Annotated in this window: 21 protein-coding genes; 9 read left to right on the forward strand and 12 right to left on the reverse strand. The window is 55.6% G+C overall.

Annotated elements, in window-relative coordinates; translation table 11 throughout:
* Positions 1-17 precede the first annotated feature (17 nt).
* Positions 18-1,289, forward strand: coding sequence for a methyl-accepting chemotaxis protein (locus ACT3TJ_RS02245; protein ID WP_444621539.1), 1,272 nt, complete (start codon positions 18-20; stop codon positions 1,287-1,289).
* A 99-nt stretch (positions 1,290-1,388) separates the two neighbouring features.
* On the opposite strand, the gene ACT3TJ_RS02250 is transcribed toward ACT3TJ_RS02245, so the two are convergent.
* The 9 genes from ACT3TJ_RS02250 to ACT3TJ_RS02290 all read right to left on the reverse strand — a co-directional run bounded on the left by ACT3TJ_RS02250 (position 1,389) and on the right by ACT3TJ_RS02290 (position 9,588).
* Positions 1,389-1,856, reverse strand: a complete 468-nt coding sequence (locus ACT3TJ_RS02250; RefSeq protein ID WP_193054445.1) for an S-ribosylhomocysteine lyase — start codon at positions 1,854-1,856, stop codon at positions 1,389-1,391.
* 48 nt (positions 1,857-1,904) lie between these two features.
* Positions 1,905-2,252: a putative quinol monooxygenase gene (locus ACT3TJ_RS02255; protein WP_087111984.1), complete on the reverse strand. Its 348-nt coding sequence runs from the start codon at positions 2,250-2,252 to the stop codon at positions 1,905-1,907.
* A gap of 46 nt (positions 2,253-2,298) precedes the next feature.
* On the reverse strand, positions 2,299-2,991 hold the full coding sequence (locus tag ACT3TJ_RS02260; RefSeq protein WP_193057174.1) for a haloacid dehalogenase type II: 693 nt from the start codon (positions 2,989-2,991) through the stop codon (positions 2,299-2,301).
* A gap of 118 nt (positions 2,992-3,109) precedes the next feature.
* Complete coding sequence (locus tag ACT3TJ_RS02265; RefSeq protein WP_193054442.1) at positions 3,110-4,543, reverse strand: aspartate aminotransferase family protein; 1,434 nt, start codon at positions 4,541-4,543, stop codon at positions 3,110-3,112.
* 235 nt (positions 4,544-4,778) lie between these two features.
* Positions 4,779-6,275, reverse strand: coding sequence for an NAD-dependent succinate-semialdehyde dehydrogenase (locus ACT3TJ_RS02270; protein WP_193057173.1), 1,497 nt, complete (start codon positions 6,273-6,275; stop codon positions 4,779-4,781).
* Positions 6,276-6,495: 220 nt separating this feature from the next.
* Positions 6,496-6,972, reverse strand: a complete 477-nt coding sequence (locus tag ACT3TJ_RS02275) for an Lrp/AsnC family transcriptional regulator (RefSeq protein WP_193057172.1) — start codon at positions 6,970-6,972, stop codon at positions 6,496-6,498.
* Between the two features lie 8 nt (positions 6,973-6,980).
* Positions 6,981-7,997 carry a N(2)-acetyl-L-2,4-diaminobutanoate deacetylase DoeB gene (gene doeB, locus ACT3TJ_RS02280; RefSeq protein WP_193057171.1) on the reverse strand — a complete coding sequence of 339 codons (1,017 nt, stop codon included), beginning with the start codon at positions 7,995-7,997 and terminating at the stop codon, positions 6,981-6,983.
* Between the two features lie 48 nt (positions 7,998-8,045).
* Positions 8,046-9,245 carry an ectoine hydrolase DoeA gene (gene doeA / locus ACT3TJ_RS02285; RefSeq protein ID WP_172117472.1) on the reverse strand — a complete coding sequence of 400 codons (1,200 nt, stop codon included), beginning with the start codon at positions 9,243-9,245 and terminating at the stop codon, positions 8,046-8,048.
* A gap of 163 nt (positions 9,246-9,408) precedes the next feature.
* On the reverse strand, positions 9,409-9,588 hold the full coding sequence (locus tag ACT3TJ_RS02290) for a hypothetical protein (RefSeq protein WP_193057170.1): 180 nt from the start codon (positions 9,586-9,588) through the stop codon (positions 9,409-9,411).
* A gap of 82 nt (positions 9,589-9,670) precedes the next feature.
* Here ACT3TJ_RS02290 and ACT3TJ_RS02295 point away from each other — a divergent pair, with 82 nt between their 5' ends.
* From ACT3TJ_RS02295 to ACT3TJ_RS02305, 3 genes are all read left to right on the forward strand, one after another.
* Positions 9,671-10,606 (forward strand): 2-hydroxyacid dehydrogenase, encoded by a 936-nt coding sequence (locus tag ACT3TJ_RS02295; protein ID WP_193057169.1) that lies wholly within the window; start codon positions 9,671-9,673, stop codon positions 10,604-10,606.
* 254 nt (positions 10,607-10,860) lie between these two features.
* On the forward strand, positions 10,861-11,556 hold the full coding sequence (locus ACT3TJ_RS02300) for a hypothetical protein (RefSeq protein WP_193057168.1): 696 nt from the start codon (positions 10,861-10,863) through the stop codon (positions 11,554-11,556).
* 15 nt (positions 11,557-11,571) lie between these two features.
* Entirely contained in the window at positions 11,572-12,498 is a 927-nt protein-coding gene (locus tag ACT3TJ_RS02305; protein WP_193057167.1) for a lysine exporter LysO family protein, read from the forward strand.
* A gap of 193 nt (positions 12,499-12,691) precedes the next feature.
* On the opposite strand, the gene ACT3TJ_RS02310 is transcribed toward ACT3TJ_RS02305, so the two are convergent.
* From ACT3TJ_RS02310 to ACT3TJ_RS02320, 3 genes are all read right to left on the reverse strand, one after another.
* Complete coding sequence (locus tag ACT3TJ_RS02310; RefSeq protein WP_444665437.1) at positions 12,692-14,878, reverse strand: OsmC domain/YcaO domain-containing protein; 2,187 nt, start codon at positions 14,876-14,878, stop codon at positions 12,692-12,694.
* A 116-nt stretch (positions 14,879-14,994) separates the two neighbouring features.
* A complete protein-coding gene (locus ACT3TJ_RS02315; protein WP_444665438.1) occupies positions 14,995-15,879 on the reverse strand; it encodes an alpha/beta fold hydrolase in 885 nt (294 codons plus the stop codon).
* Between the two features lie 55 nt (positions 15,880-15,934).
* Entirely contained in the window at positions 15,935-16,528 is a 594-nt protein-coding gene (locus ACT3TJ_RS02320; RefSeq protein ID WP_444627673.1) for a TetR family transcriptional regulator C-terminal domain-containing protein, read from the reverse strand.
* A gap of 241 nt (positions 16,529-16,769) precedes the next feature.
* Between ACT3TJ_RS02320 and ACT3TJ_RS02325 the strand changes: the two genes are divergently transcribed.
* The 5 genes from ACT3TJ_RS02325 to ACT3TJ_RS02345 are packed head-to-tail and all read left to right on the forward strand — an operon-like array spanning position 16,770 to position 23,867.
* Positions 16,770-17,945, forward strand: coding sequence for an efflux RND transporter periplasmic adaptor subunit (locus ACT3TJ_RS02325; protein ID WP_172117569.1), 1,176 nt, complete (start codon positions 16,770-16,772; stop codon positions 17,943-17,945).
* A complete protein-coding gene (locus ACT3TJ_RS02330; RefSeq protein WP_193057165.1) occupies positions 17,945-21,040 on the forward strand; it encodes an efflux RND transporter permease subunit in 3,096 nt (1,031 codons plus the stop codon). The genes ACT3TJ_RS02325 and ACT3TJ_RS02330 overlap by 1 nt, the downstream gene beginning before the upstream one ends.
* The gene (locus ACT3TJ_RS02335) at positions 21,040-22,440 is read left to right on the forward strand and encodes an ATP-binding protein (protein ID WP_193057164.1); all 1,401 of its coding nucleotides are present in this window, start codon (positions 21,040-21,042) and stop codon (positions 22,438-22,440) included. The genes ACT3TJ_RS02330 and ACT3TJ_RS02335 overlap by 1 nt, the downstream gene beginning before the upstream one ends.
* 17 nt (positions 22,441-22,457) lie before the next feature.
* Positions 22,458-23,162 carry a response regulator gene (locus ACT3TJ_RS02340; protein WP_193057163.1) on the forward strand — a complete coding sequence of 235 codons (705 nt, stop codon included), beginning with the start codon at positions 22,458-22,460 and terminating at the stop codon, positions 23,160-23,162.
* 15 nt (positions 23,163-23,177) lie between these two features.
* Positions 23,178-23,867 carry a response regulator transcription factor gene (locus ACT3TJ_RS02345; RefSeq protein WP_193057162.1) on the forward strand — a complete coding sequence of 230 codons (690 nt, stop codon included), beginning with the start codon at positions 23,178-23,180 and terminating at the stop codon, positions 23,865-23,867.

A 23,867-nucleotide genomic window follows, 5' to 3' on the forward strand; every position in this document is an offset into this window, starting at 1 on the left:
ATATAGAAGGCAAAAAAATGCGTATAAGCTTTTTTAATGCCCCTCTCTACCTCGCCTTAAAACGCCATACGTCGTGTATTCGATTTACGCCTCAGGGCATTATTAAGGATGCCAGCCCGCCATTTCTTGAGTCGATGGGCTATCAACTAGACGATATAAAGGGTAAGCATCACCGCATGTTTTGTGATGAGCAGGAAGTCAGCAGTGCCGAGTATCAACAGTTCTGGCACTCATTAGCGGCAGGGGATAGCCGTCAGGGTCGTTTTTGTCGCGTACGTGCGAACGGTGAAGAAGTCTGGTTAGAGGCGACGTATGTGCCTATACGAAATTTTCGAGGCCGTGTGACGGAAATCCTGAAAGTAGCGAATGATGTCACCCAGCGTCATCAAGAATCTCAACGGCAAAAGGCCGTGCTAAAGGCGCTCAATGACTCGATGGCCGTCATTGAGTTTACCCCTCAAGGGGAAATACTCGAAGCCAATAAAAACTTTGAAGCCGCGATGGGGTATCAACAAAAAGATATTATTGGTCAACACCACCGTATGTTTTGCCCACCTGACTTCTATCGTAACAATCCTGATTTTTGGGAGCGCTTGGCCCAAGGGGATTTTACCAAAGGCCGCTTTGAGCGCATCACTAAAAATGGCCAAAGCATCTGGCTAGAAGCCACCTACAATCCTGTTAAAGATGAAGATGGCAATGTGACCGAGGTAGTAAAATTCGCAGCAGACATCACCCAACTGGTCGACAAAGCCAATGCGACAACGGGAACGATTGGCTCCGCCCAAACCAGCACGTCACAAATTGAACGTACCGCTAAAGATAGCCTCGACCACTTGGATGAGATGGTAAAAGGCTCAGAGCAAGCCGCTCAAACGCTGGCCCAGGCACAAGAGCTTGTAGAGGCCCTGCATAAACAGTCGCAAAGCATTCATGCGATTACTGCCTCTATTGCCAAAATAGCCAGCCAAACCAACCTGCTTTCTCTTAACGCCGCGGTTGAAGCCGCCCGCGCAGGTGAACAAGGGCGCGGCTTTGCCGTGGTGGCTAACGAGGTACGCCAACTGGCTAAAGGGTCCAGCGAAGCCGTGGCACAAATTTCCCAAGTGCTAAAAGACAACAGTAACCTTGTCGAACGCACCACCGAAGCCATGCAACAGGTCATTCAACAAAGCAAAGCCGGGCAATCCAGGGTTAGCGAAATTGATGCGATTGTGAACAAGATTCTCCACGACGCTCAGGACGTCGCCCGCTCTATTGAGCAACTGGCTGCTGATACGCGGCTATAAGAAACGCTCAAACAAAAACGCCTCCGTGAAGAAGGCGTTCTTGTTTTCTCTGCAGCGGCGTCAAACGAACGGTCTTAAAAACGGTTTGAAAAGGCCGTTTTATGCAAACACTTGCGTCCATTCGCCACGCTTGGCAAGCAGGTCACGGGCGAGCTTCTGGGCGCCTTCCAGGCTGTGGCTCGCGGCCCAGCCGCACTGCATTTCGTTACAGGCAGGCACTTCAGTGGCCACCAGAACGTCGTTCAGCGTTTGCTCAATGATGGTTAACACGTCGTCGTAGTTATCGTGATTGATCATCGCGATATAAAAGCCGGTTTGGCAGCCCATCGGGCTGATATCGACCACTTTATCGGTATGATTACGCGATAGTTCAGCCATCAAGTGCTCAAGAGAATGCAGCGCTGGCATCTCCATGTGCTCTTTGTTTGGCTGGCAGATACGCAGATCATATTTATGAATCTGGTCGCCGTTCTGGCCCTGTTTGATATCAGCAAGACGTACATAAGGCGCTTTAACCTTGGTATGGTCCAGGTTAAAGCTTTCAACGTTCATTTTTTTTTCGGTCATGGTTGCTCCGCGTTTATCGGTGTCGTGGACCCATTCTACACGCTGGGGTTATACCTTGGGGGCATCAAAATTCCACGGTTCATCGGTATACACGCATACGTTGGCATCTTCGATATCGCCATCCGGTGATTCAACGTGCTTGGCAAAGAAGTCCTGGATCTCTTTACGCTGACAATGTGCTTCAAACTCCTCACGGCTCGCCCAGATTTCATGGAATACAATCGGGTAACTGGTGCCTTGAGCGAAGGGATTATCGATCTGGCGGGTCACCGTGTAGTGAATGCAGGCATCTTCCCGGTGTGTGTTTGGCTCCAGCGACTGAAGCGCTTTGAATACCGCTTCTTCTTTGCCTGGTTTGGGTTTGAAGCCAGCAATACAGTAAATTTTCTCTGACATGATCGCGTCCTGATATATGAATCGTACGTCATTATGCGGCTTGTTCTTATCGGTTAACAACCTGGCGAATAATACGCTCGGCCAAGGCCTCCAAGTCAGGCACCGTCATATCAGGTTCAATGCCCCAGGGGTCAAAGGGCGCATCGGAATGACGCCGCACCCAGGCACTTCGCAGCCCGGCATGGGTTGCACCAATCACATCAAAGGCGTTGCTTGAAATTAACCAGGTATGCTCAGGGCGCGCTTCCAGCTGTGAGCGAAGATAGCTATATACCGCCGGGTCTGGCTTAAAGCGCTTGATATCATCCACGCTGATCACCGCATCCATGTGGCTTTCTACACCGGCACGTACCAGTAACTGGGTTACCGCCTCCGTCGTGCCATTGGAAAACGCCACGCAACGAATGCCCGCATCACGCAACTGATCAAGCGCATCCACCACATCCGGGAAGGCTGGAAGCTCTGCATATACATCCATGAGGTGATCGTGGTCATTGTCAGAAAGACCTGCTTGCAGCGCGCGGCTGGTAAACACCAGAGCTTCTCTCGTGCATTCTGAAAAAGGCACATAAGCGCCCATTAAGGCATGCCGAAAGCTGTACTCAAGCTGCTTTTCCCGCCAGCGCTTGGCAAATTCTTCTGCGTTAGAGGCATCGCTAAGTCGCCGTTCGAGTTCCGCCGTAACGCCTTGGGTATCAATCAGCGTGCCATATACATCGAAAGCCAATACCGGTTGCATAGCCACTCCTAATGTATCCGTTCACCGTCACTGTATTTAGTAGCATAGCTTCCCACCCCAAAAACAAAAACGCCGCTGCATAAGCAAGCAGCGGCGTTACCAGATCAGCGTCTTTTCATTAAATCGTCAACGCAGCTTCCTGATGGCCCGCTTTTAAATCTCCTGAGCGGGTAAGTTCATCGGTTACCCGGTCAATGGCGCGCTTGGCACGGCCAATCACGTCATCAACTTCTGCGCGGTTAATGGTCAGCGGAGGCGCAAAACCTAGAATGTCGCCTTGGGGCATGGCGCGAGCAATCAGGTTCTCTTCCATGGCGGCGGCGGCCACTCGCGGTCCTACTTTGAGGGCAGGGTCAAAGTGCAGGCGCTGCTTGGCATCCGGTGAGAACTCAAGCGCGGCCATTAAGCCAACACCGCGTACATCCCCCAAGAGCGGATGGCCTTCAAACGTGGCCTTAAGCTGCGCTTGGAAGTAGGCACCGGTTTCAGCCGCGTTGCCCACCAGGTTTTCACGCTCGATGATATCCAGGTTGGCAATACCGGCGGCACAGCCCAGCGCGTGGCCAGAGTAGGTCCAACCGTGACCGATTGGGCCAAACTCGCCAGTGCCCTGCTCAAGCACTTGCCATACTTTTTCACCCACAATCACGCCAGAAAGCGGCTGATAGGCGCTGGTCAGGCCTTTGGCAATCGTGACCAGGTCCGGCTTCATGTTGTAATGGTGGCTACCAAAATCAGAGCCGGTACGCCCAAAGCCACATACCACTTCATCGGCAATCAACAGCACATCGTACTTGGCCAATACCGCCTGAATCGCATCCCAGTAACCTTCGGGCGGCGGTACGATACCGCCTGTGCCCAATACCGGCTCGCCGATAAACGCCGCCACCGTATCCGGGCCTTCTTCGAGGATCATCGCTTCCAGCTTGTCGGCACAGAAGGAGGAAAACTCAAGCTCGGTCATGCCATGCTGCTCGGCGGCACGCAGGTAGTAGTGCGGCGCTTCAGTATGCCGGATGGTATCAATTGGCAGGTCAAAGTGGTCATGAAACGCCTTAAGACCGGTCAAGGAACCAGAAGCAATGCCCGAACCGTGGTAGCCGCGCATACGCGAGATGACTTTTTTCTTCTGCGGGCGGCCAAGTACGTTGTTGTAGTAACGCACAATTTTCAGCTGGGTTTCATTAGCGTCACTGCCCGACATGCCGTAGTAGACCTTGGACATGTTCATGCCAGCGATTTTCAGAATACGCTCAGAAAGCGCGATCTGCGGCTCGTTCGAGTGGCCGACATAGGTGTGGTAGTAAGAGAGCTCCATCGCCTGCTTGTAAATGGCTTCGGCAATTTCCGTGCGGCCATAACCGATATTAACGCAGTAAAGCCCGGCAAAGCCGTCGATAAATTCGCGGCCATCCTTATCGACAATATTGATACCTTTACCGCCGGTAATCACACGGCCCGGCGCATCGCCATGGGCGAAGTCACGCAGGTGGGTAGAGGCGTGAAAAGTGACTTTGCGGTCGCGTTCGATCAGATCCTGATGTTGGCTCATAACGTTCTCTCTGTACGATAAACCTCCCCGATCAGCGGGAAGGAATTTGAAATATTGCGGGCTTCACGGCTGGTTAGTCACACGCGAACACGCTGTAAACCCATCCCTGGGCGCTCGGCTTTTTCACTGACCGCCATGGATGGCGGGAATGCCGAAACTGAATGGAGCATGTTTCGGCCCTGAAAAAGACGGTTCGCTTAGCGCCTAACTAGCCTCTACTGCGAAACTATCTACTCTAGCTCCCTGATACAGAACCCAGCGCGCCTAAGCAGTAATACTTGGTTTCGAGATACTCGTCGATACCGGTGGCGCCGCCCTCACGGCCAAGGCCAGACTGCTTCACGCCGCCAAAGGGTACCGGTGGGCCGGTCATCTTGACGGAGTTTACACTGACCATGCCGTACTCCAGCGCACGCATCAGCTTCCAGATCCGGCGGATATCATGGGTATACACATAGGCCGCCAAGCCATACTCAGTATCATTGGCAAGCTCAATAACTTCTTCGTCGCTCGAATAAGCGGTGATCCCGGCCACGGGGGCAAAGCTCTCTTCCCGCCAGACTTTCATTTGTGGCGTTACGCCTGTTAATAGCACCGGCATAAAGAAGTTTTCGCCCGGCGCTTGGTTCTGGTCTCCCATCACCAGCGTGGCGCCCCGAGAAATCGCGTCATCGACAATCGAGGCGGCCTTCTCTACCGCCTGGCGGTGAATCAGCGGGCCAAGATCGATCTCGCCCTGCAAACCATTGCCGACGGTTAATGCCGCCATGCGCTCGGTAAACTGCTCAACAAAGGCGTCATGAATGGATTCGTGCACCAGAATCCGGTTGGCCGCCAAACAGTCCTGCCCTGCCGTTTGAAACTTGGCATCTACCGCCGCGTAAGCCGCCTCTTTGGGGTCCATATCCGGCCCGACGATAAACGGCGCATTACCGCCCAACTCCAGTGAAAGGCGCTTAACAGTTCCCGCACTTTGCTCCATTAACAGGCGGCCAACGCGGGTGGAGCCGGTAAACGACAGCGCCCGGATGCGTGGCTCGCTGCACAGTATTTTTGAAACCTCGGCAGGCTCACCCAAAACAACGTTAAAGATACCGTCCGGTATGCCTGCCCGCTCGGCTAATTCTGCCAGCGCCAGCGCTGAAAAAGGCGTTTCATTGGCCGGTTTCACAATCACCGGGCAGCCAGCAGCCAGCGCGGCCGCCGCTTTACGGGTAATCATGGCCAGCGGAAAATTCCACGGCGTAATCATCGCGGCAATGCCAACTGGCTCTTTAATAGTCCCCAGCGAGGCATTAGGAATATGGCTGGGGATCGTTTCCCCATAAGTGCGCTTACCCTCTTCCGCAAACCAGCGCACGAAACTTGCTCCGTACTCTACTTCGCCCCGCGCATCGGGCAGCGGTTTGCCCTGCTCCAGGGTCATGATGGTCGCCAGGTCTTCGCGGTTGGCCTGAATCAAATCGTACCAGGCCAGCAAGCGCTCGCAGCGTTCATCGACACGCAGTGCGCGCCAGTGAACAAAGGCTGCCTCAGCGGCATCCACCGCCACGGTAATCTGCTCGGCTTCAAGTAAAGGGATATGCCCGATCGCTTCGTTGGTTGCCGGGTCATACACCGCTTCTTCACGGCCACCTTCCCCATGCGTCCACTTGCCATTCACATAAGCGTACTGGCGAAACAGGCGCGGATCTTCTAGCCGTTTCACCAGCGTGGTCGATAGTGTGGTCATGGGCACCTCCCCTGGCTGAAGCCATTAACCGGCGACAAACCGTTACACGTTGACGATTGAAGAGATCGGCTTTTGGCCGATCCTTTCGATGTGCCTAGCGTAAGGGAGAAGACGCACGAAGTGTTTTTGAAAACCAGGGCTTATCGTGCGACTTTTTTTGTCTATGGACGTTTAGCAGCGTGTTTTTTTGGAGGGAACGCGTGAGGGCCAAGAAACGCCGTTAAAGAACGTTGTCAACATCAATACCCATCGGCTGACGCTTAACCGTTTTGGTCACGATATAGGTGAAGTAACGCTCAATGCCCGCCTCAGACACCAGCCACTTATCCATGAGCCGCTGGTAGCTATCAATCGTGCGAGCTTCAAACTTCACCAGATAATCAACCCCACCGCCGACGGCGACACATTCGGTGACCTCTGGCGTATCCATGACCAAAGCTTCAAAGCGCGCAAAGCTTGCGGCGTTGTGGGCTGTAAGCTCAATTTGCACCCACACAGGGTTGCGCGGCACCAGTACATCGGCATTGATGCGCGCGGTATAGCCCTGGATGACCCCGGCTTTTTCCAGGCGTTTAACCCGCTCCCAGCAGGGGCTGACCGAGAGATTAATCGCCTCGGCCAGTTTGGATTTGGTGATCCGCCCATCACGGGAAAGGATATCGAGAATTTTAAGATCAAAACGGTCGAGTTTTATCATGCCTTGGGCTATGCCTCCAGGCGGTCGACGACATCGGCAATCACCGCAATGGTGTCCCCCATATTGACCAGGGCCGGGGCGCGCCGGGCCATCAAAATGCCATCGCGTTCGGCGCGGTAGGCAACCGGCTCGCTACCGGTACGGGTCATATCGTACACGTAAGCCAACACCTGCCCTTTGGTCACGGCATCGCCCAGCGCCACGCAAAGCTCAAGTACGCCGGAGTGCTGGCTCTGTACGTAGCAGCTGGCGTCAGGCATATCGAGATAGACCTGGCCGCCTTGCGGCATATCCACCTCGCCCTCTAGCAGGCCGTAATGGGTCAGAAAGTTACGTACGCCGCGCTCGGTAATCGCCATACTTTGTGGCGTGGAGGTGCCACCACCGCCAAGCTCTGTGGCCACAAACACCTTGCCTTGGCGCTCGCAAGCAGTATCGAAGAGTTTTTCGGCATCCAGCTCAAACATCACCATGGCGTAAGGCGCACCAAACGCTTTGGCGCCTTCCAGCGCGGCCTGTTGCTGGGCTTTATCATCCAGCACATGAGAAGCACCAAACGGCAGAATATCCAGCGTGCGGCCACCGGAGTGTAGGTCCAGTACCACATCGCTCATGGGCACCAAAACGCGGGTAAAGTAGTCGGCAATTTGCAGCGTTACGCTGCCGTTGGGGTCACCGGGGAAACTGCGGTTAAGATTGCCCTTATCCATCGGCGATGTCCGCTTGCCGGCCATAACGGCGGGCGTATTCATGCACGGCACAATAATCACCCGCCCACTGACGTCCTCTGCGGTGAGCGCATTGGCAAGCTTGAGCAGCGAAGTAATCCCCTCGTATTCATCGCCATGGTTGCCCCCGGTTAATAGCGCTGTGGGGCCTTCGCCATTTTTCACCACGGTAATCGGGATCATTACCGCCCCCCAGGCCGAGATATCGGTGGAGATGGGCAGCTTTAAAAAACCGTGCTGCACGCCGTCAGCATCAAAGTCGACAGTCGCGGAAATCGGGCTTGGTCGCAGGGTCATAACGACTCCTTAATCAGTTATAACGGCTTATTCTTTAACGACTTATCATCATTTAACAAATAACTGCCGTGGAAAGTTGGCCAGCGTCTCGCAGCCTGTTTCAGTAATCAGGATGCTTTCGGTAATTTCCAGCCCCCAATCCTCCACCCAAAGCCCAGGCATAAAATGAAAGGTCATACCGGGTTGCAGGATGGTCTCATCCGAAGGACGCAAACTCATGGTGCGCTCGCCCCAGTCCGGTGGGTACGAAATACCGATAGGGTAACCGCAGCGTGCGCCACCGCGGTCAAAACCGTATTTATCCATCGCCGCCCCCAGCGCCATGGCGATATCCGCCGTTCTATTTCCCGGCTTAGCAACGTCCAGGCCGTTTTCGATACCTTCCAGAAGGGCTGATTCAGCGCGAATAAAGTCGGTCGGCGGTCGTCCCAGAAATACGGTGCGCGACATGGGCGCGTGATAGCGCTTGAATACTCCGGCAATCTCAAAGAACGTGCCCTCGCCTTCACGAAACGGCGTATCGTCCCAGGTCAAGTGTGGAGCAGCGGCATCTTTACCGGTTGGCAGCATGGGGACAATGGCGGGGTAATCGCCGCCATACACTTTCCCATTTTCATCGAAAAAGCCTTCTATCCCCACCCGGTAAATTTCCGAGACCAGCTTGCTTTTGGGAAGCCCCGGTTCGATGACTTCCAGAATACGCGAGTGCATGCCTTCAACAATCTTGCCGGCAATGCGCATATAGGCGATTTCCTGAGGCGACTTGATTGCCCGGCACCAGTTCACCAGCGCATTGGCGTCAATAAAGCGCGCGTGGGGCAGCTCGCGTAGCAGGCTCTGGTAGGCTTTGGCGGTGAAATAGTAGTTATCCATCTCCATACCCACTACGCCGGTATGCCAGCCGCGATCAGGCAGGATCGACTGCGCCAGATAATCCATCGGGTGCATATCCGGATTTTGAACGTAGTAATCCGGATAATAAGTAATATTAACGGGGTCAATCCAACAGGTGCGCAGCGCGCCGTTAGCGTCCATACGACGCCCAAACCATACCGGCTCGCCTTCCAGGCCAACCAGTACACATTGGTGGACGTAGAATGACCAGCCGTCGTAGCCGGTCAGCCATGCCATATTCGACGGATCACTGACGATCAATACATCAATGCCGCGGCCGGCCATTTCAGCACGCACCTTCCACAAGCGCTGTGCATACTCTTCACGCGTGAAGGGCAGGGAAACCTGAGTCATCGGGCAACTCACCATCAAAGATCACCAAGAACCGGTGCGCGTTTTTTACGCCAAGCAACGGGGCACAAGGGCGACCAGGCTACCGCCATGGAAGGCTTGCCAATGTCGTCTTAGCCCGATACTAGCACCACCCCGTGGTTGCGGGTCAAAGCCTTTATTTAACTCATGTTGCCGGCTCTCTTAACCGGCCACGCAAAAGCTTCAGCACCGCGCGATCATCGGGGCCAATCAACGGCTTATTTTCAAGTTTGTTTTCAACCAGCTGGCGAAAATGCTCCCATGTACGGCCATCCCGGTAGCTCTCCACCACACGGAGATCAATGTAGGCCAAACGCCGTGGCATGTTACGACTTGCAGCGTGCAGACAACCTCCCCATGATAAATAAATAGAGTGAGAGACACCCATTCACCACGCAGGAGCCGAAATGAAGATTGTTGTGCACACCGATGATGCCACTCAATGGCGCGACGCCCTTTCCAAAGCGCTTCCTAACGCAACGGTCGTGACCAGCGACGCTCCCGAAGAGGCACGACAAGATGCTGACTATCTTGCGGTATGGAAAGCCCCTGCGTATCTCTTGAAAGAGCAGACTCGGCTTAAAGGCATCATCAACCTGGGCGCAGGAGTAGATTACTTACTCGGCACGCCAGGGCTGCCCGCCAATGTCCCCATCGTGAAGCTGCGCGATGCGGGCATGAGCGAGCCAATGGCCGACTACGTACTGTATGGCGTCTTACATTTTTACCGCAGTATGGACCGTTACACCGCTCAGCAAGCCAACGCTGAATGGCAGCCGCAACGCTTGGTAGATAAAGCTGATTGGCCAGTAGGTGTACTCGGCCTGGGCGCTATCGGGTCGCAGGTTGCCAGCGTCTTGCAGCAAGCGGGATTTCCTGTGCTGGGCTGGAGTCGTTCACCCAAAACCATCACAGGTGTACAGTGCCTACATGGTGAGGAAGGACTGGACGAGCTTCTTGGCCAAGTGCAGAGCGTGGTGACTATCCTGCCCGATACCCCCGCCATACGGAGTATTCTTAACGCCGAGCGGCTCGCCAAACTACCCAAGGGCGCCAGCGTGATCAACCCAGGCCGAGGCAGCTTGATTGATGAACAGGCGCTTCTTGAGGCACTGGGTGATAACGCTACGCCAGGCCACTTGCGCGGCGCGTTGTTGGATGTTTTTTGTGAAGAGCCGCTGCCCGCTAAAAACCCCTTATGGCAGCACCCCCGCGTCATCGTCACCCCCCACATGGCAGCGCCCACCCCGGTGAACGATGCGATTGACCAGGTCATTGCCTACCTGCATGCCTTTGAGGCGGGTGAAGACCTGCCTACGGTTAACCCCACACAAGGATACTAAGTCCGTTAAAACCAGCATGGGCGCCGCTGTCTGCACGCAACGGGTGGCGCTTCTTTCATAGTGATACACCGACCGCATCACGTGCGCATCAAATGTTAAGATACCCACTAAAGGCGCTCGAAATATATGCCAGGCCATGGAAATGCATGACAGATATGCAAGCAGGTCTTTGAACCCAAGACGACTCAGCTTATTGGGTTTATTTGCAAACAGCGCTAGCTAGCGGGGACTGCTTGCTCATAAGGAGAATCAGGATGCGACTCGCCCGTTTAAATGTTGTATCGGCTTGTATACGACTGTGCACCGCTTGGCTATTACTCAGCGCTGTACCAGTCAATGCAAGCGAAGAAGCCGCCAGCACTCTTGCAGACATAGTGCCATTTGAAGCGCAATACCGGCTGGAAACCCGCAACTGGCCCAGTGCAACGATTACCCATACGCTCAGCCAGGAAGGCCAGCATTGGCTAAGCGATATGCGCTTTTCATTGGCCATAGTCAGCGGTCAGGAGTACAGCCGCTTTTCAGTGGCTGATGACGCCGTCCGTTCACTGCTTTTTAGCAGCAGCTACTCGCTTCTGGGCGTAGGCGACAGCTATCGATTAACCGATAGCGATATTGCAGCACTTGATCGTCAAGCCGCGCTGGTTGATCTCTCTCGGCGTGCAGGCCATGAAACATGTACACAAAGCGCACCCTGTGATCTCGATTTTGTTGACCACCGCGGCCGAGATGAGCACCTCCAGTACTACGCCACACCAGCCACACACATCGTCAACGTGCCCGCTGGTGAGTTTGAGGTACAGCAGGTCATTTTGACGGATATCGAAAAACCCGACCGCCATCTGGAAATCAACTTTCACCCAGACTGGCCCGGCCTGATTGTCTCGGCGGATTATCAAAAAGAGGGTCGCCGCCAAACCCGCATCAGGCTTACTCAATTTAACCCTTAAGGCGCCACACCCTACATGCTGTCTGGATTATTGATTGTTCTTCTGCCTCTGATAGTGGGCTATTTATTACGCATTCACTCTCCTTACCTCCAGCAATTGATCAACCGTGCCGTTAGCGGCTCGGTTTATCTTATTTTGCTCTTCATGGGGGTAAGTCTTGCCGGGCTTGAAAATCTAACCAGCCAGCTTTCGCGGCTGGGGGGCAATGCATTGCTGCTGTTTAGTATTACCACGGCGTTTAACCTGGCCGCTTTATGGTGGCTGTCTCGCCGGGTAGCCCTACAAACGGGGGATTCACCTGTCGTTAAAAACGCACCGACCAGTAAGCTGGCCGCCATGCAAGGCTCGTTACTCTTGCTAGCAGTAGTGGTGGGCGGCGTTATAACAGGCCTGCTGCTGGGCCCAAGGCTAGGCGAGACGCTTTTTACCGCCGCAGACCTGTTAGCTGAATGGGTACTTTACGCGTTGCTAGTACTGATCGGCTGTCAGCTACGCAACTCCGGCATGCCGCTTAAGCAAATTCTGCTCAACCGGCTAGGGCTTGCTATTGCGATAACGCTGGCCGTTAGCTCGCTACTGGCGGGATTGGCTGCCGCCCCCTTGCTCTCGCTTAGCTGGAATGAAGGACTCGCCATGGCGTCTGGCTTCGGCTGGTATTCGCTTTCAGCCATTTTAATTGGCGACCAGCTAGGGCCGCTAATGGGCGGCGTGGCGTTTTTTAACGACCTTTCCCGGGAACTTCTGGCGTTTATTTTGATTCCGCTAGTGATCCACCGCCACACCGCCCTTGCCATTGGCTACGGCGGTGCCACGTCAATGGACTTTACCCTGCCTGTAATTCAACAGCACGGCGGCGTCGCCTGCGTGCCCATCGCGGTGGTTAGCGGGTTTATTCTTTCGCTGCTCTCGCCCCCTTTGATTCTGTTTTTTCTCTCGCTTTGACGCTTTATTGCACGCTAAAAAAACGCTGTGAGCTACCCCCACAGCGTTTTAAAACTACTCCCGTTTAATACGTGCTGTAGCTCTCCAGCTTGCTGTTTAGGTGCATACGAACGTTAGCGCTGCGGTCATCAAGGGAGTGCTGAATATCATCGGTGTCATGCATTTCCATTGAATAAGTGAAAACGGGAGGCGATTAAGCGCCCGCTTTTGCCGCCCGCGCGACGTGAAGCTTCTTGTAACTTTCAATCAAACGTTGATGACGCTCCAAACCATCAAGCTGCATGTTGGTGGGCGTCAGACCGTAAAAGCGCGCGCTGCCTTCCACCGAGCCGACAACCGCCGCCATGGTCTCTTCGCCAAACATGCGCTGGAAGTTAGGCAGGTAGTCGTCGATTTCAAGCTCGTCGTCCAGGGCAATTTCCAGCGTCGCGTTCATCGCCTGGTAGAAGAGACCACGTTCAACGGTGTTGTCGTTGTACTGCAGCAGCATCTGTACGCAATCAAGTGCTTCTTCATGACGGCCAAGCGCCAAGTAGACCAGAAGCTTAAGCTCCAGAATGGTGAGCTGGCCCCATACCGTGTTTTCATCAAACTCAATGCCGATCAGGGTGGTGATATCGACGTGGTCATCCATCTGGCTCTCTTCGAGGCGCTCGACCAAATCGGTGAGCTGGTCATCCTCTAATTGATGCAGATTGAGAATATCCTCACGGTAATCAAGTGCCTTGTTGGTGTTATCCCAGATCAAGTCTTCAATCGGATACACCTCAGAGTAGCCCGGCACCAGAATACGGCACACCGGCGCACCGAGATCCTCATGGACCGCCATGTATACCTCGGCCCCCAACTCCTCGAAGATACCGAATAGCGTTTCGGCCTCTTCTTCGTTGGTGCCGGAGAAATCCCACTCGCTGAACTCGAAATCCGCCTTGGCACTGAAGAAGCGCCAGGAAACCACACCAAAGGAGTCGATAAAGTGTTCAACAAAGTTGTTGGGCTCGGACACGGTCTGCGAGTTAAACGTTGGCAGCGGCAGATCGTTCAGGCCTTCAAAGCTGCGCCCCTGTAAAAGCTCGGTCAGGCTGCGCTCTATCGCCACTTCAAAGCTTGGGTGGGCGCCGAAGGAGGCGAACACGCCGCCGGTGCGCGGGTTCATCAAGGTCACACACATCACCGGGAACTGACCGCCCATGGAGGCGTCCTTTACCAGCACAGGGAAGCCCTGAGCCTCAAGCGCCTTAATGCCTTCAACAATATTTGGGTACTTCGCCAGCACATCTTGCGGTACATCTGGCAGGGTCATTTCCTGCTCCAGAATTTCTCGTTTGACCGCTCGCTCGAAAATTTCTGACAGGCACTGCACCTGAGCTTCCACCAGCGTGTTGCCCGCGCTCATGCCGTTGCTCAAGAACAGGTTTTCGATCAGGTTGGAGGGGAAGTAGATCGTCTCGCCATCCGACTGACGCACAAAGGGCAGCGAGACAATGCCGCGCGCCTCATTGCCGGAGTTGGTGTCAACCAGATTCGAGCCGCACAGCTCGCCTTCCGGGTTGTAGATCGCCAGGCAGTGCTCATCGAGAATTTCAGTGGGCAGCTCATCGTTGGGCCCGGGCTTAAACCACTTCTCATTGGGGTAGTGCACGAAGTCGCTATTGGCGATTTCTTCACCGAAGAATTGGTCGTTGTAGAAGAAATTGCAGCTCAAGCGCTCAATAAACTCGCCCAGCGCCGAGCACAGTGCGCTCTCTTTGGTGGCACCTTTGCCGTTGGTAAAGCACATGGGCGAGGCCGCATCGCGAATATGCAGCGACCAGACATGAGGCACGATATTACGCCAGGAGGCGATCTCGATCTTCATGCCAAGATCAGCCAGCAGCGCGCTTATATTGGCGATGGTATCTTCAAGGGGTAAATCCTTTCCCTCGATATAGGTGCGCTCGCTGCCTTCCGGGGCACCCATCAACAGCGCCTGGGAATCCTCATCGATATTCTCGACGGTTTCGACCTGAAACTCGGGGCCGGTTTGAACGACCTTCTTGACCGTGCAGCGATCAATCGAGCGCAGAATGCCCTGGCGATCTTTCTCGGAAATATCTTCGGGAAGCTCGACCTGAATCTTGAAGATCTGCTTATAGCGGTCTTCGGGGTCGACGATATTGTTCTGCGAGAGGCGGATGTTTTCGGTAGGGATATCCCGCGCGTTGCAGTACACCTTCATAAAGTAGGCGGCACACATGGCGGATGACGCCAGGAAGTAGTCAAACGGGCCAGGCGCCGAGCCGTCGCCCTTATAGCGAATCGGCTGGTCTGAAATAACGGTGAAGTCGTCGAACTTGGCCTCGAGGCGGAGGTTATCGAGATAGTTGACTTTGATTTCCATGAGCGGGCATCCAGAGCAATGAGTGTGCCTGGGCGGTTGAAAACAGAGCCCTCGGCGAATTGCCACCCATTATCCAGTTTTTGACCCGCTTCGTCTTGGTAAGTCTCGTTAAGCGCTTATTCAGCACTGAGCAGAAACGGAAGAGCTTCGTCTAGCAGCGTCTCGGGGATCTCTTCAGCAATATAGTGGCCGCAGGGCAGCGCCTTACCTTCCACCTGGGTCGCCACCTTGCGCCATTCGCTTAGTGCATCAAAGCAGGCTTCAATCGCGCCTTCAGCACCCCACATCACTTTTAGCGGGCAGGTAAGTTTTACACCAGCGTCGATATCGGCCTGATCGTGGACTAAGTCGATCGTGGCGCTGGCGCGGTAGTCGCCACAAATGCCGGTCGCGGTGCCGGGCAGTGCCAGGCAGCGTTCGTATTCCTTCAGCGCTTCCGGAGTAAACGGCGCCATCCCGGCACTGCGCGCACCCATCACACTTTTCAGGTACTGGGCCGGGGCGCTATTGATTAGCATTTCAGGCAGCGGCTGGGGGCGAATCAGAAAGAACCAGTGCCAATAGCTGCGCGCAAAGGCCTCGTTGGTGCCGCGGTACATGGCAAGGGTCGGCGCAATATCGAGAAGCACCATACGCTCAACGCGTGAGGCGTAGTCAACACCCAAGCGGTGGGCGACCCGCGCACCGCGATCATGCGCCAGCACTTTGAAGCGCTCGAACCCCAGATCACTCATCAGCTCGGCCATATCAGCTGCCATGGTGCGCTTTGAATAATTGAGATGCTCGGCGTCATCGTCGGGTTTGCCGCTATCGCCGTAGCCGCGCAGGTCGGCGGCTATTACGGTGAAGTGCTGGGCAAGCGTTTCAGCCACCTTATGCCAGATCACATGGGTTTGCGGGTGGCCATGGAGCAGCAGTAACGCGGGGCCGTGGCCTCCTATACGAAAAGCAATACCAACACCCTTTATGTAACGCAAATGCTTTTCAAACCCTTGGAACATGGCAGGCTCCTGGCTCAGTAATCGATATGAATAAACCGGTGGCTTAAAGGGTTGCTCATTCAACTGGCGACGTCAGCACCTGCTCGAACAGCAGCTTTTCAAACACTTCCATGGGAGCATCCGACTTCAGCGTCTTGGCACGCAAAATTGCCCCTTCCCAGCCGGAAAGAATAAAGCTTGCCAACTGATGCGGGTCCAGTGCTTGAGTGAGAGCCCCCTGGGCCTGGGCTGCCTGCAGGCAGTGAGCAAAGCGTGCTTCCCAACGCAGGAACGCGTGATTAAGCGCCTCGCGAAAGCGAACACTCTGCCCTGCCATCTCCTGACCTAAATTGCCGATCAAGCAGCCGGCCGCATGGTCGCGCTCGCTCATGTAAGCACGGCTGGTGGCAAAGTAGCGCTTCAGGCGGTCAAGAGGGGGTGTCATCGGATCTTCAAGCAGAGCGACCAGACTAGCATCATAGTCGTTGGCAAACCGCTCAATCACCGCCAGGCCAAAATCTTCCTTACTGGAAAAGTAATGGTAAAACGACCCCTTGGGCACGCCGCAGGCGTTAAGTACGGCATTAATGCCCGTTGCATTATACCCTTGTTGGGTAATCAGCTCAGCACCAGTATCAATTAACTTATCGCGGGTGGCGGTGTTTTTCATACGCTTGCACAAGACTCATCGGCCGGACGGTATTTATGAGAAATAGGTGTCGTGATAAGTCGCAGGCGTTTAGGTTAGCGAAGAGTTGCACGCTATTTTCATAATGCTTACCTAATCTCTGCGAGCCAGTGCGTGATGCTAGCATGATACGCTTCTTATACCGGAATTTTCGCTTTTACTACGTTTTCGCTCTTGCAACGGGTACTCCGTGTTAATAAAACCTCATGACTCTTTCTCCTCGATGCAACAAGGCCGTGTCCGTTTAGGCGCCGTGCTGGCCCTGTTGGTGTTTGCCATCGGCTTAGCCTGCGCCTGGTGGATTATCAGCCAGCCGCCACGTATTGAGCGGCGGGCTCCCCCGCCACCCACGCCGCCTGTCGTCAATGTCATGACAGTCGAACAGAGCGCCCTATCGCCTCTACTGAGCGGCTTTGGGCGAGTAGAAGCCGAGCAGACAACCCAGCTGGCCAGCCGCGTGGCAGGTCAGTTGGAACGCTTTGGAGAGGGCGTTTTTCCAGGCCAGGTCGTTGAGGAAGGTGCGCCCGTTGCGTATATCGACCAGGCCGATTTGCGCCTTGCCCTGGAGGACGCCGAGGCCCAGCTAAGCAACGCCCAAGCGCAGGTGGCGCTTGAAAATGCCGAACAGCAGCGCGCCCGTAGTGAGTACGAGTCGTTTGGGCGCCAGCTTTCCGCCGAGCGACGCTCGCTGGTCCTGCGCGAGCCTCAACTTCGCCAGGCCCAGGCTCAACTGACTCAGGCACGTGTAATACGCGACCAGGCAGCGCTCAACCTTGAGCGCGCAACGTTGACCGCCCCGTGGAAGGCGATGGTGCAAGAGCGCTTGGTGGGCGCTGGCAGCCTGCTAAGCCAAGGAACCGAGGTGATTAATCTGGTCGGTGTTGAGCAATTCTGGGTGCGCGCCTCATTGCCCGGCGATGCACTTGAATGGCTGGCGCCGGGTAGTCAGGTCACGATTACCAGCCGGGGCTGGCCAGAAGGCGCTTCGCGGGAAGGCGCACTGATATCGATCTTACCTAATCTGGAAGAGAGCGGACTTCAGGCACAGCTGTTGATTGCGGTGAATGACCCATTGGCGCTGGACACCGATGGTCCCGCGCTGCGCTTGGGCGATGTAATGCGAATAGCCTTCCAAACTCAGGCGCAGGAAGACCTGATTGCCCTGCCCTCAGCGGCGCTACGCCCGGGCGAGCGCGTTTGGTGGGTGGACGATGAAGACCGCCTACACAGCACAACGGTGTCGCTTGCCTATCGGGGTGAAAATGAAGCGCTGGTGCGCAGCGGCCTGGAGGCTGGTCAGCGCGTTGTCACTTCAGGACTTGCCCAACCCCAGGAAGGACAACAGGTTCGCGTTCGCTCGCGCAACGATGCGCCCACCCGTGATGAGGAGAGCAGCTAATGCGTCGCGGCCCGCTTGCCTGGATGATTGACCATGGCGTTGCGCCTAATCTGCTGATGCTGCTGTTTATCGTGGGGGGCCTTATGGCATCGCTCGCGATTAAAAAAGAGGTCTTTCCTGAGTTTGAAATTGAAATTGTTCAGGTCAGCATCAGCTACCCCGGCGCCACGCCAGAAGATGTCGAGCAGAGCCTACTACTTCCCGTTGAAGCGGCGGTATCGAATGTAGAAGGTATTGACGAGCTGACCTCCAGCGCTGGTGAAGGCAGCGGTATGGTCAGCGCGACGCTGATTGACGGCGTCGATGTGATGCGCGTTTATCAGGATATTCAGCAGGCAGTCAATGCCATCACTACCCTACCCAGTGCCGCCGACCCGCCCCGCTTCACGCTAGCGGGCGGCTCGCGCAGTGTGGTCAGCCTTCAGGTTTACGGCTCGGTTGGGCTTGCCGCCCTTCACGACGCCGCCGAGGATGTGCGCGCTGAACTGCAGGCCGCTGAGGGTATTTCACGCGCCGAGCTTTCGGGTAATCGCGAGCGCGAGATCCAGATTCACTTGGATGAAGAAGCTATTGAGCGCTACGGGCTTGATCATCAGCAGCTTGCCAGCCGCATTGGAGCTGAAGCGCTGGACCTGGCAAGTGGCCAACTCACCACGGCTGAAGGCGAGTGGCTGGTGCGCTACCAAGGCCGACGCAACAGCGCCGCCGAGTTTGCCGACCTGCCAATCCTTACCACTGCCCAGGGCACGCCCATTTTGCTGGGTGATATCGCCCGCGTGAGCAACGGCTTTGCCGAAACGGATCGTGAAGAGTTTTACAATGGCGAGCCGGGCCTATCGGTCAACATTTATCAAATTGGCCACCAAACCCCGACCAGCATTTCCGAGGCGGTCTACGGCGAACTGGAGCGCTTGCGAGCGGGGCTACCGCCGGGCGTTAGCCTGGACGTTGCACGCGACAGCTCGGAAATATACGAGGACCGCTTAAGCCTGCTGTTAAAGAATGCCTGGATGGGTCTGGCGCTGGTGATGGTACTCATGGCGCTGTTTCTTGAAGCGCGGCTAGCATTTTGGGTCACGCTGGGTATTCCTACGGCCTTTTTGGGCGCCATGCTGTTTCTGCCCTGGATCGGCGTCTCGCTGAATATGATGTCGATGTTCGCTTTCATTATCGCGCTGGGGATCGTGGTGGATGATGCGATCATGGTGGGCGAAAACATCTACAGCTATCGTGAGGAAGGCTACTCGCTGCGCGATGCGGCGGTCAAAGGGGCAGGTGAAATTGCCGTTCCGCTCACCTTTGCCATTTTGTCGAATATCGTGGCGTTTCTGCCCCTGCTGTTTTTACCCGGCTTTTTGGGCATGCTGTTTGCCACTCTGCCCGTGGTGGTCGTCACGGTGTTTTTGATCTCCTGGGCCGAAGCGCTGTTTATCCTCCCCTCCCACTTGGCACATAGCCGTAAACCGCGTGAAACACCGGCTTGGCAGCGGCCGCTGGAAGCGTTGCGCCAGCGCCTGCAGGGCGGGCTGCATCACTTCACATACCATCAGTTTGAGCCGTTTCTACAACGCGCACTTAATCAACGCTTACTGAGTGTCTCCATCGGTGTTGCGGTGCTGGTGGTAGTGCTGGCATGGTCCATGAGTGGACGGTTGGGCTTTTCACTCATGCCGCGTGCCGAATCCGATCAGGTTCAGGCAACGGTAACGCTGCCGATTGGCACCAACATCAGCGTTAGCCGAGAGCTTAGCCAACAGCTACTGGACGCCGCCCAGCAGCTGAGCGAGCGCGAAGAGACGCTAGCCTTTAGCAGCACGCGCAGCCGCTTGGATGGCGAAGAGCTGCAGGTACGGCTCGATATCGCAAGTAGCAGCCTGGACGCCTGGCCGCCTTCACGTATTGCAGGTGAATGGCGCGAGCTGGCGGGGGATTTAATTGGCGCTCAGTCGGTACGTTTTGAGTCAGATTTTGGCGGCCCCGGCAGCGGCGCTGCGCTTAGCTTGCGCTTATCTCACCCCGACACCCAAGTGCTGGAAGCCGCCGCCGCCCGGTTGGCCGAAGTGCTTGGTGAGTATGAGCTAACCGATATTGACAGCGGGATTGGCGATGGCAAACCTCAGCTTGAAATGCGCCTTTCCGCAGAAGGCCGAGCGCTAGGCCTGACCGGCAGCGACCTGGCCCAGGCACTGCGCGGACCTTTACAAGGTGCCACGGCGGTTGAACAGTTTGTGGGGCGTAGCGAGATCAGCGTAGAGGTACGCCTGCCCGAAACCGACCGCGCGAGCTTAAACGAACTTTACCGCATGCCCGTACGCACGCCCGACGGGCTTAGCGTGCCGCTTTCTCGCGTGGCAGACATTACCTTAAGCCAAGCCTCAAGCAGCCTGCAGCGCATAGATGGCAGGCGCATTATCACCGTGACGGCGGATTCAGAGGGCGACCAAACCATTAACCAGGTACTGGCCACCCTTCAAGAAGACGTGTTCCCAACGCTTACAAACTCCTGGCCGGGGCTTGAGGTCAGCCTGGGCGGCCGCCAGCAAGATACCGCCGACAATCTGGCCGCCCTTCGCACCGCCATGTGGCTTATGCTGGCCGCCCTTTACGCACTGTTGGCGATTCCCTTCAGAAGCTATTTGCAGCCCTTATTGGTGCTTGCGGCCATTCCGTTTGGCGTTGTTGGTGCTGTGGTGGGCCACATGATTATGGGGTTTGGGCTTTCGATTATCAGCCTGCTGGGCATGCTGGCGCTTTCCGGCGTGGTGATTAACGATGCGCTGGTACTGATTGATTACGCCAACCGCAAGCGGCGCGAAGGGGTGGCGCCACGCGCTGCCATTGTGGCGGCTGCTACCCGGCGCCTGCGGCCTATCATGATGACCACACTTACCACCTTTCTGGGCCTGGCGCCCATGATTCTGGAAACCTCGCGGCAGGCACGCTTTATGATTCCCATGGCAATCTCGCTGGGTTTTGGCATGATCTTCGCGACGGTCATTTTGCTGATACTGGTGCCCTGCCTTTACCTGGGTCTGGAGAACTGGCGCGAGCGACTTAGCATGCCTCGGCAACCTCTTCAGGAGGGCACTTCCTGATGGCCGTTACCTTGCCCACTTGGCGTCCTTCCCGGCTAGGACTAAAGCTGTTCTCGGCCATACTCAGCGTTAACGTGGCCATTTCCGCCACCATGTTTCTAGCCGTTTCCTACAGTATCGACCGTGGTTTTATCGACTATTTAAACCAGGCCCAGGAACGCCGTGCCATGCTGCTGGCCGATGGTTTGATTACCCGCTGGGAAACCCAGCAGGACTGGCGCTGGCTTGAACACAACCCGGAACGCTGGCCGCATATCGTGCGTTTTGAACTGGGTCAGGAGCATCGTGAACGCCCCTCCCCCTTGGGCGAAGCGCAGGATTTTGCGCTGCGTGCGCCAAACGGTGAGTTTGTGATTCCACCCATGAATGGCCGTATGGGCCCCGGCGATTGGCGCTGGCTCACGCTTCACAGCGACAGCGAGGCCATTGGCTCGTTAGGGTTTCGCCCTCCTCAGCAGATGATGGAGCGCATGGAAAATCGCTTTCTAGAGCTGCAACAGCGCAACCTGGTCATTATTGTTATCTCGATTGGGCTAGCATCGCTGCTGCTGGCCGCCGGGCTCTCGTGGTGGTTAAGCCGACGTACGCGGGCACTGGCTATCGCCACGCGGCGGCTTACCGAAGGCAACTACCATACTCGCCTACCTGAACGTGGTCGGGATGAGCTTGCCCGTTTGGCGCGGGACTTCAACGTACTGGCCGCCACATTGGAAGCCAACCGTGACGCCCGTGCACGCTGGGTCTCCGACACCGCCCACGAACTGCGCACGCCCTTGGCCGTGCTACGTGGTGAAATTGAAGCCATGCAGGACGGCATTCGCCCACTGAATCAGGAAAACCTCAGCTCGCTGGCGCAGGAAGTTGCCCAGCTTGAGCACTTGGTCGCCGATTTACGCCTACTTTCGCAAAGCGATGCTGGCGCGCTTGATATTCATCTGGCCCCCATGAACCTTAGCGACAGCCTGGCCAGCCGCCTTGAAGATGCGGACCGCTGGCTCAATGGCAGCGGCCTTACGCTGACGACGCACATAGCCCCCGGCGTAATGATTCGAGGTGATGCCCAGCGACTGCATCAGCTGTGGAATAATCTGTTGGATAACAGCTGCGCCTACACCGATGCACCGGGCAAACTTCAAGTAACGCTCAACATTGAGCGTGCCCAGGCGGTGATTGTTTGGCAGGATAGCGCACCGGGCGTTCCGGAAAGTGAGCTTTCCCGGCTTACCGAGCGCCTTTACCGTGTTGAAGGGTCACGCAATCGGGCAAGCGGCGGTAGTGGCCTAGGGCTATCCATTGCAAGCGCCTTGGTGATTGCGCACGGTGCAACGCTTGAGGCATCCAATGCGCCGCTAGGCGGGCTTTGCTGGACCTTACGTTTTCCGTTACTGACTTCCCATTAATGACAAGCGAGTCCGCCATGTTCCAAGACGCCCCGCTATTGATTGTTGAGGACGAGCCAAAAATTGCCCGCCTCATGGATGATTATTTAAGCTCCCACGGTTTTAATGTTGCAACGCTGGGTCATGGCGACGATGTAATACCCTGGTTGCAGCAGCACCCCACCACGTTGGTGCTTTTGGATGTCATGCTGCCCGGCAAAGATGGTTTGATGCTCTGCCGGGAAATACGTCAGACGTGGCCTGCTATCGCAATTATTATGGTGACCGCCAAGGTGGAGGAAGTAGACCGACTGCTAGGGTTGGAGTTGGGCGCCGATGACTATATCTGCAAACCTTTCAGCCCCCGCGAAGTAGTCGCCCGCGTGAAAGCGGTACTACGCCGCAGCCAAGCACTTGCCGAACAGGCCCACACCCCTGAGGCAGCGGTTTCAACCCCGGTGACCCTGAATGACGATGGCTGGCAGGCACTAGCCAACGGCCATGACTTGGGCCTCACCGCGGTTGAATTTCAGCTGCTGCGAGTAATGATGCAGTCACCTGGACGAATCTTTAGCCGTGAGCAGCTAATGGACCATATGTACCGAGACAACCGGATTGTTTCTGAACGCACCGTCGACAGCCATATTAAAAAGCTGCGCAAAAAAATCACTGAAGCCCTCCCCGAGCAGGAGATCATTCGTTCGGTGTATGGAGTAGGGTATAAATATCAGCCCGAGGGCTAACCCGCAGGATTAAACATGAAGGCGCTTATAGTAGAAGATAACGACAATTTAGCGCGCTCGATGGCCACAGCACTTAGCGAGGCAGGATTCAACATCACCGTCGCTAACGACGGCGCACACGCACTCCCAATGCTCGTGCAGGGTGGTTTCGATCTGATGGTATTGGATTTGGGCCTGCCTGAATTGGATGGCATTAGCCTTCTACGCAAACTGCGCCATCAGCAGAACACTATCCCCGTGCTGATTATTTCCGCCAGAGACACGCTGGACCAACGCATTTTAGGGCTTGAAGAGGGCGCAGATGACTACCTTTGCAAGCCCTTCTCACTTGATGAAGTAGTAGCCCGAGCCCGGGCACTGGTCCGGCGTGCCAAGCATTTTGGTGGTGAAACACTTAGCTGTGGCCGTCTGGCATTTTTACCCGACGCAATGGAGCTAAGAATTGATGGCCAGCCTGTAACGCTGCACCGTCGAGAGCTGGAAGTAATGGAATATCTGATGATTAATCAAAATCGACTCGTCAGTAAGGACCAGATTATTGATCGACTTTCCACTATGGGCGAGCCGGTCAGTTATGCAGCGGTGGAGACTTATATTTCACGCATCCGCAAGAAAATTGGCTACGACTTCGGCTTGAAAACGGTCCGCGGTTTAGGCTATTACCTGGCCCCCAAAGAAGCCCCCAACCAGGAATCCGACGCTTGA

The sequence above is a fragment of the Halomonas sp. AOP30-A1-24 genome (assembly GCF_052378165.1).
Lineage (GTDB): Bacteria > Pseudomonadota > Gammaproteobacteria > Pseudomonadales > Halomonadaceae > Vreelandella > Vreelandella citrativorans.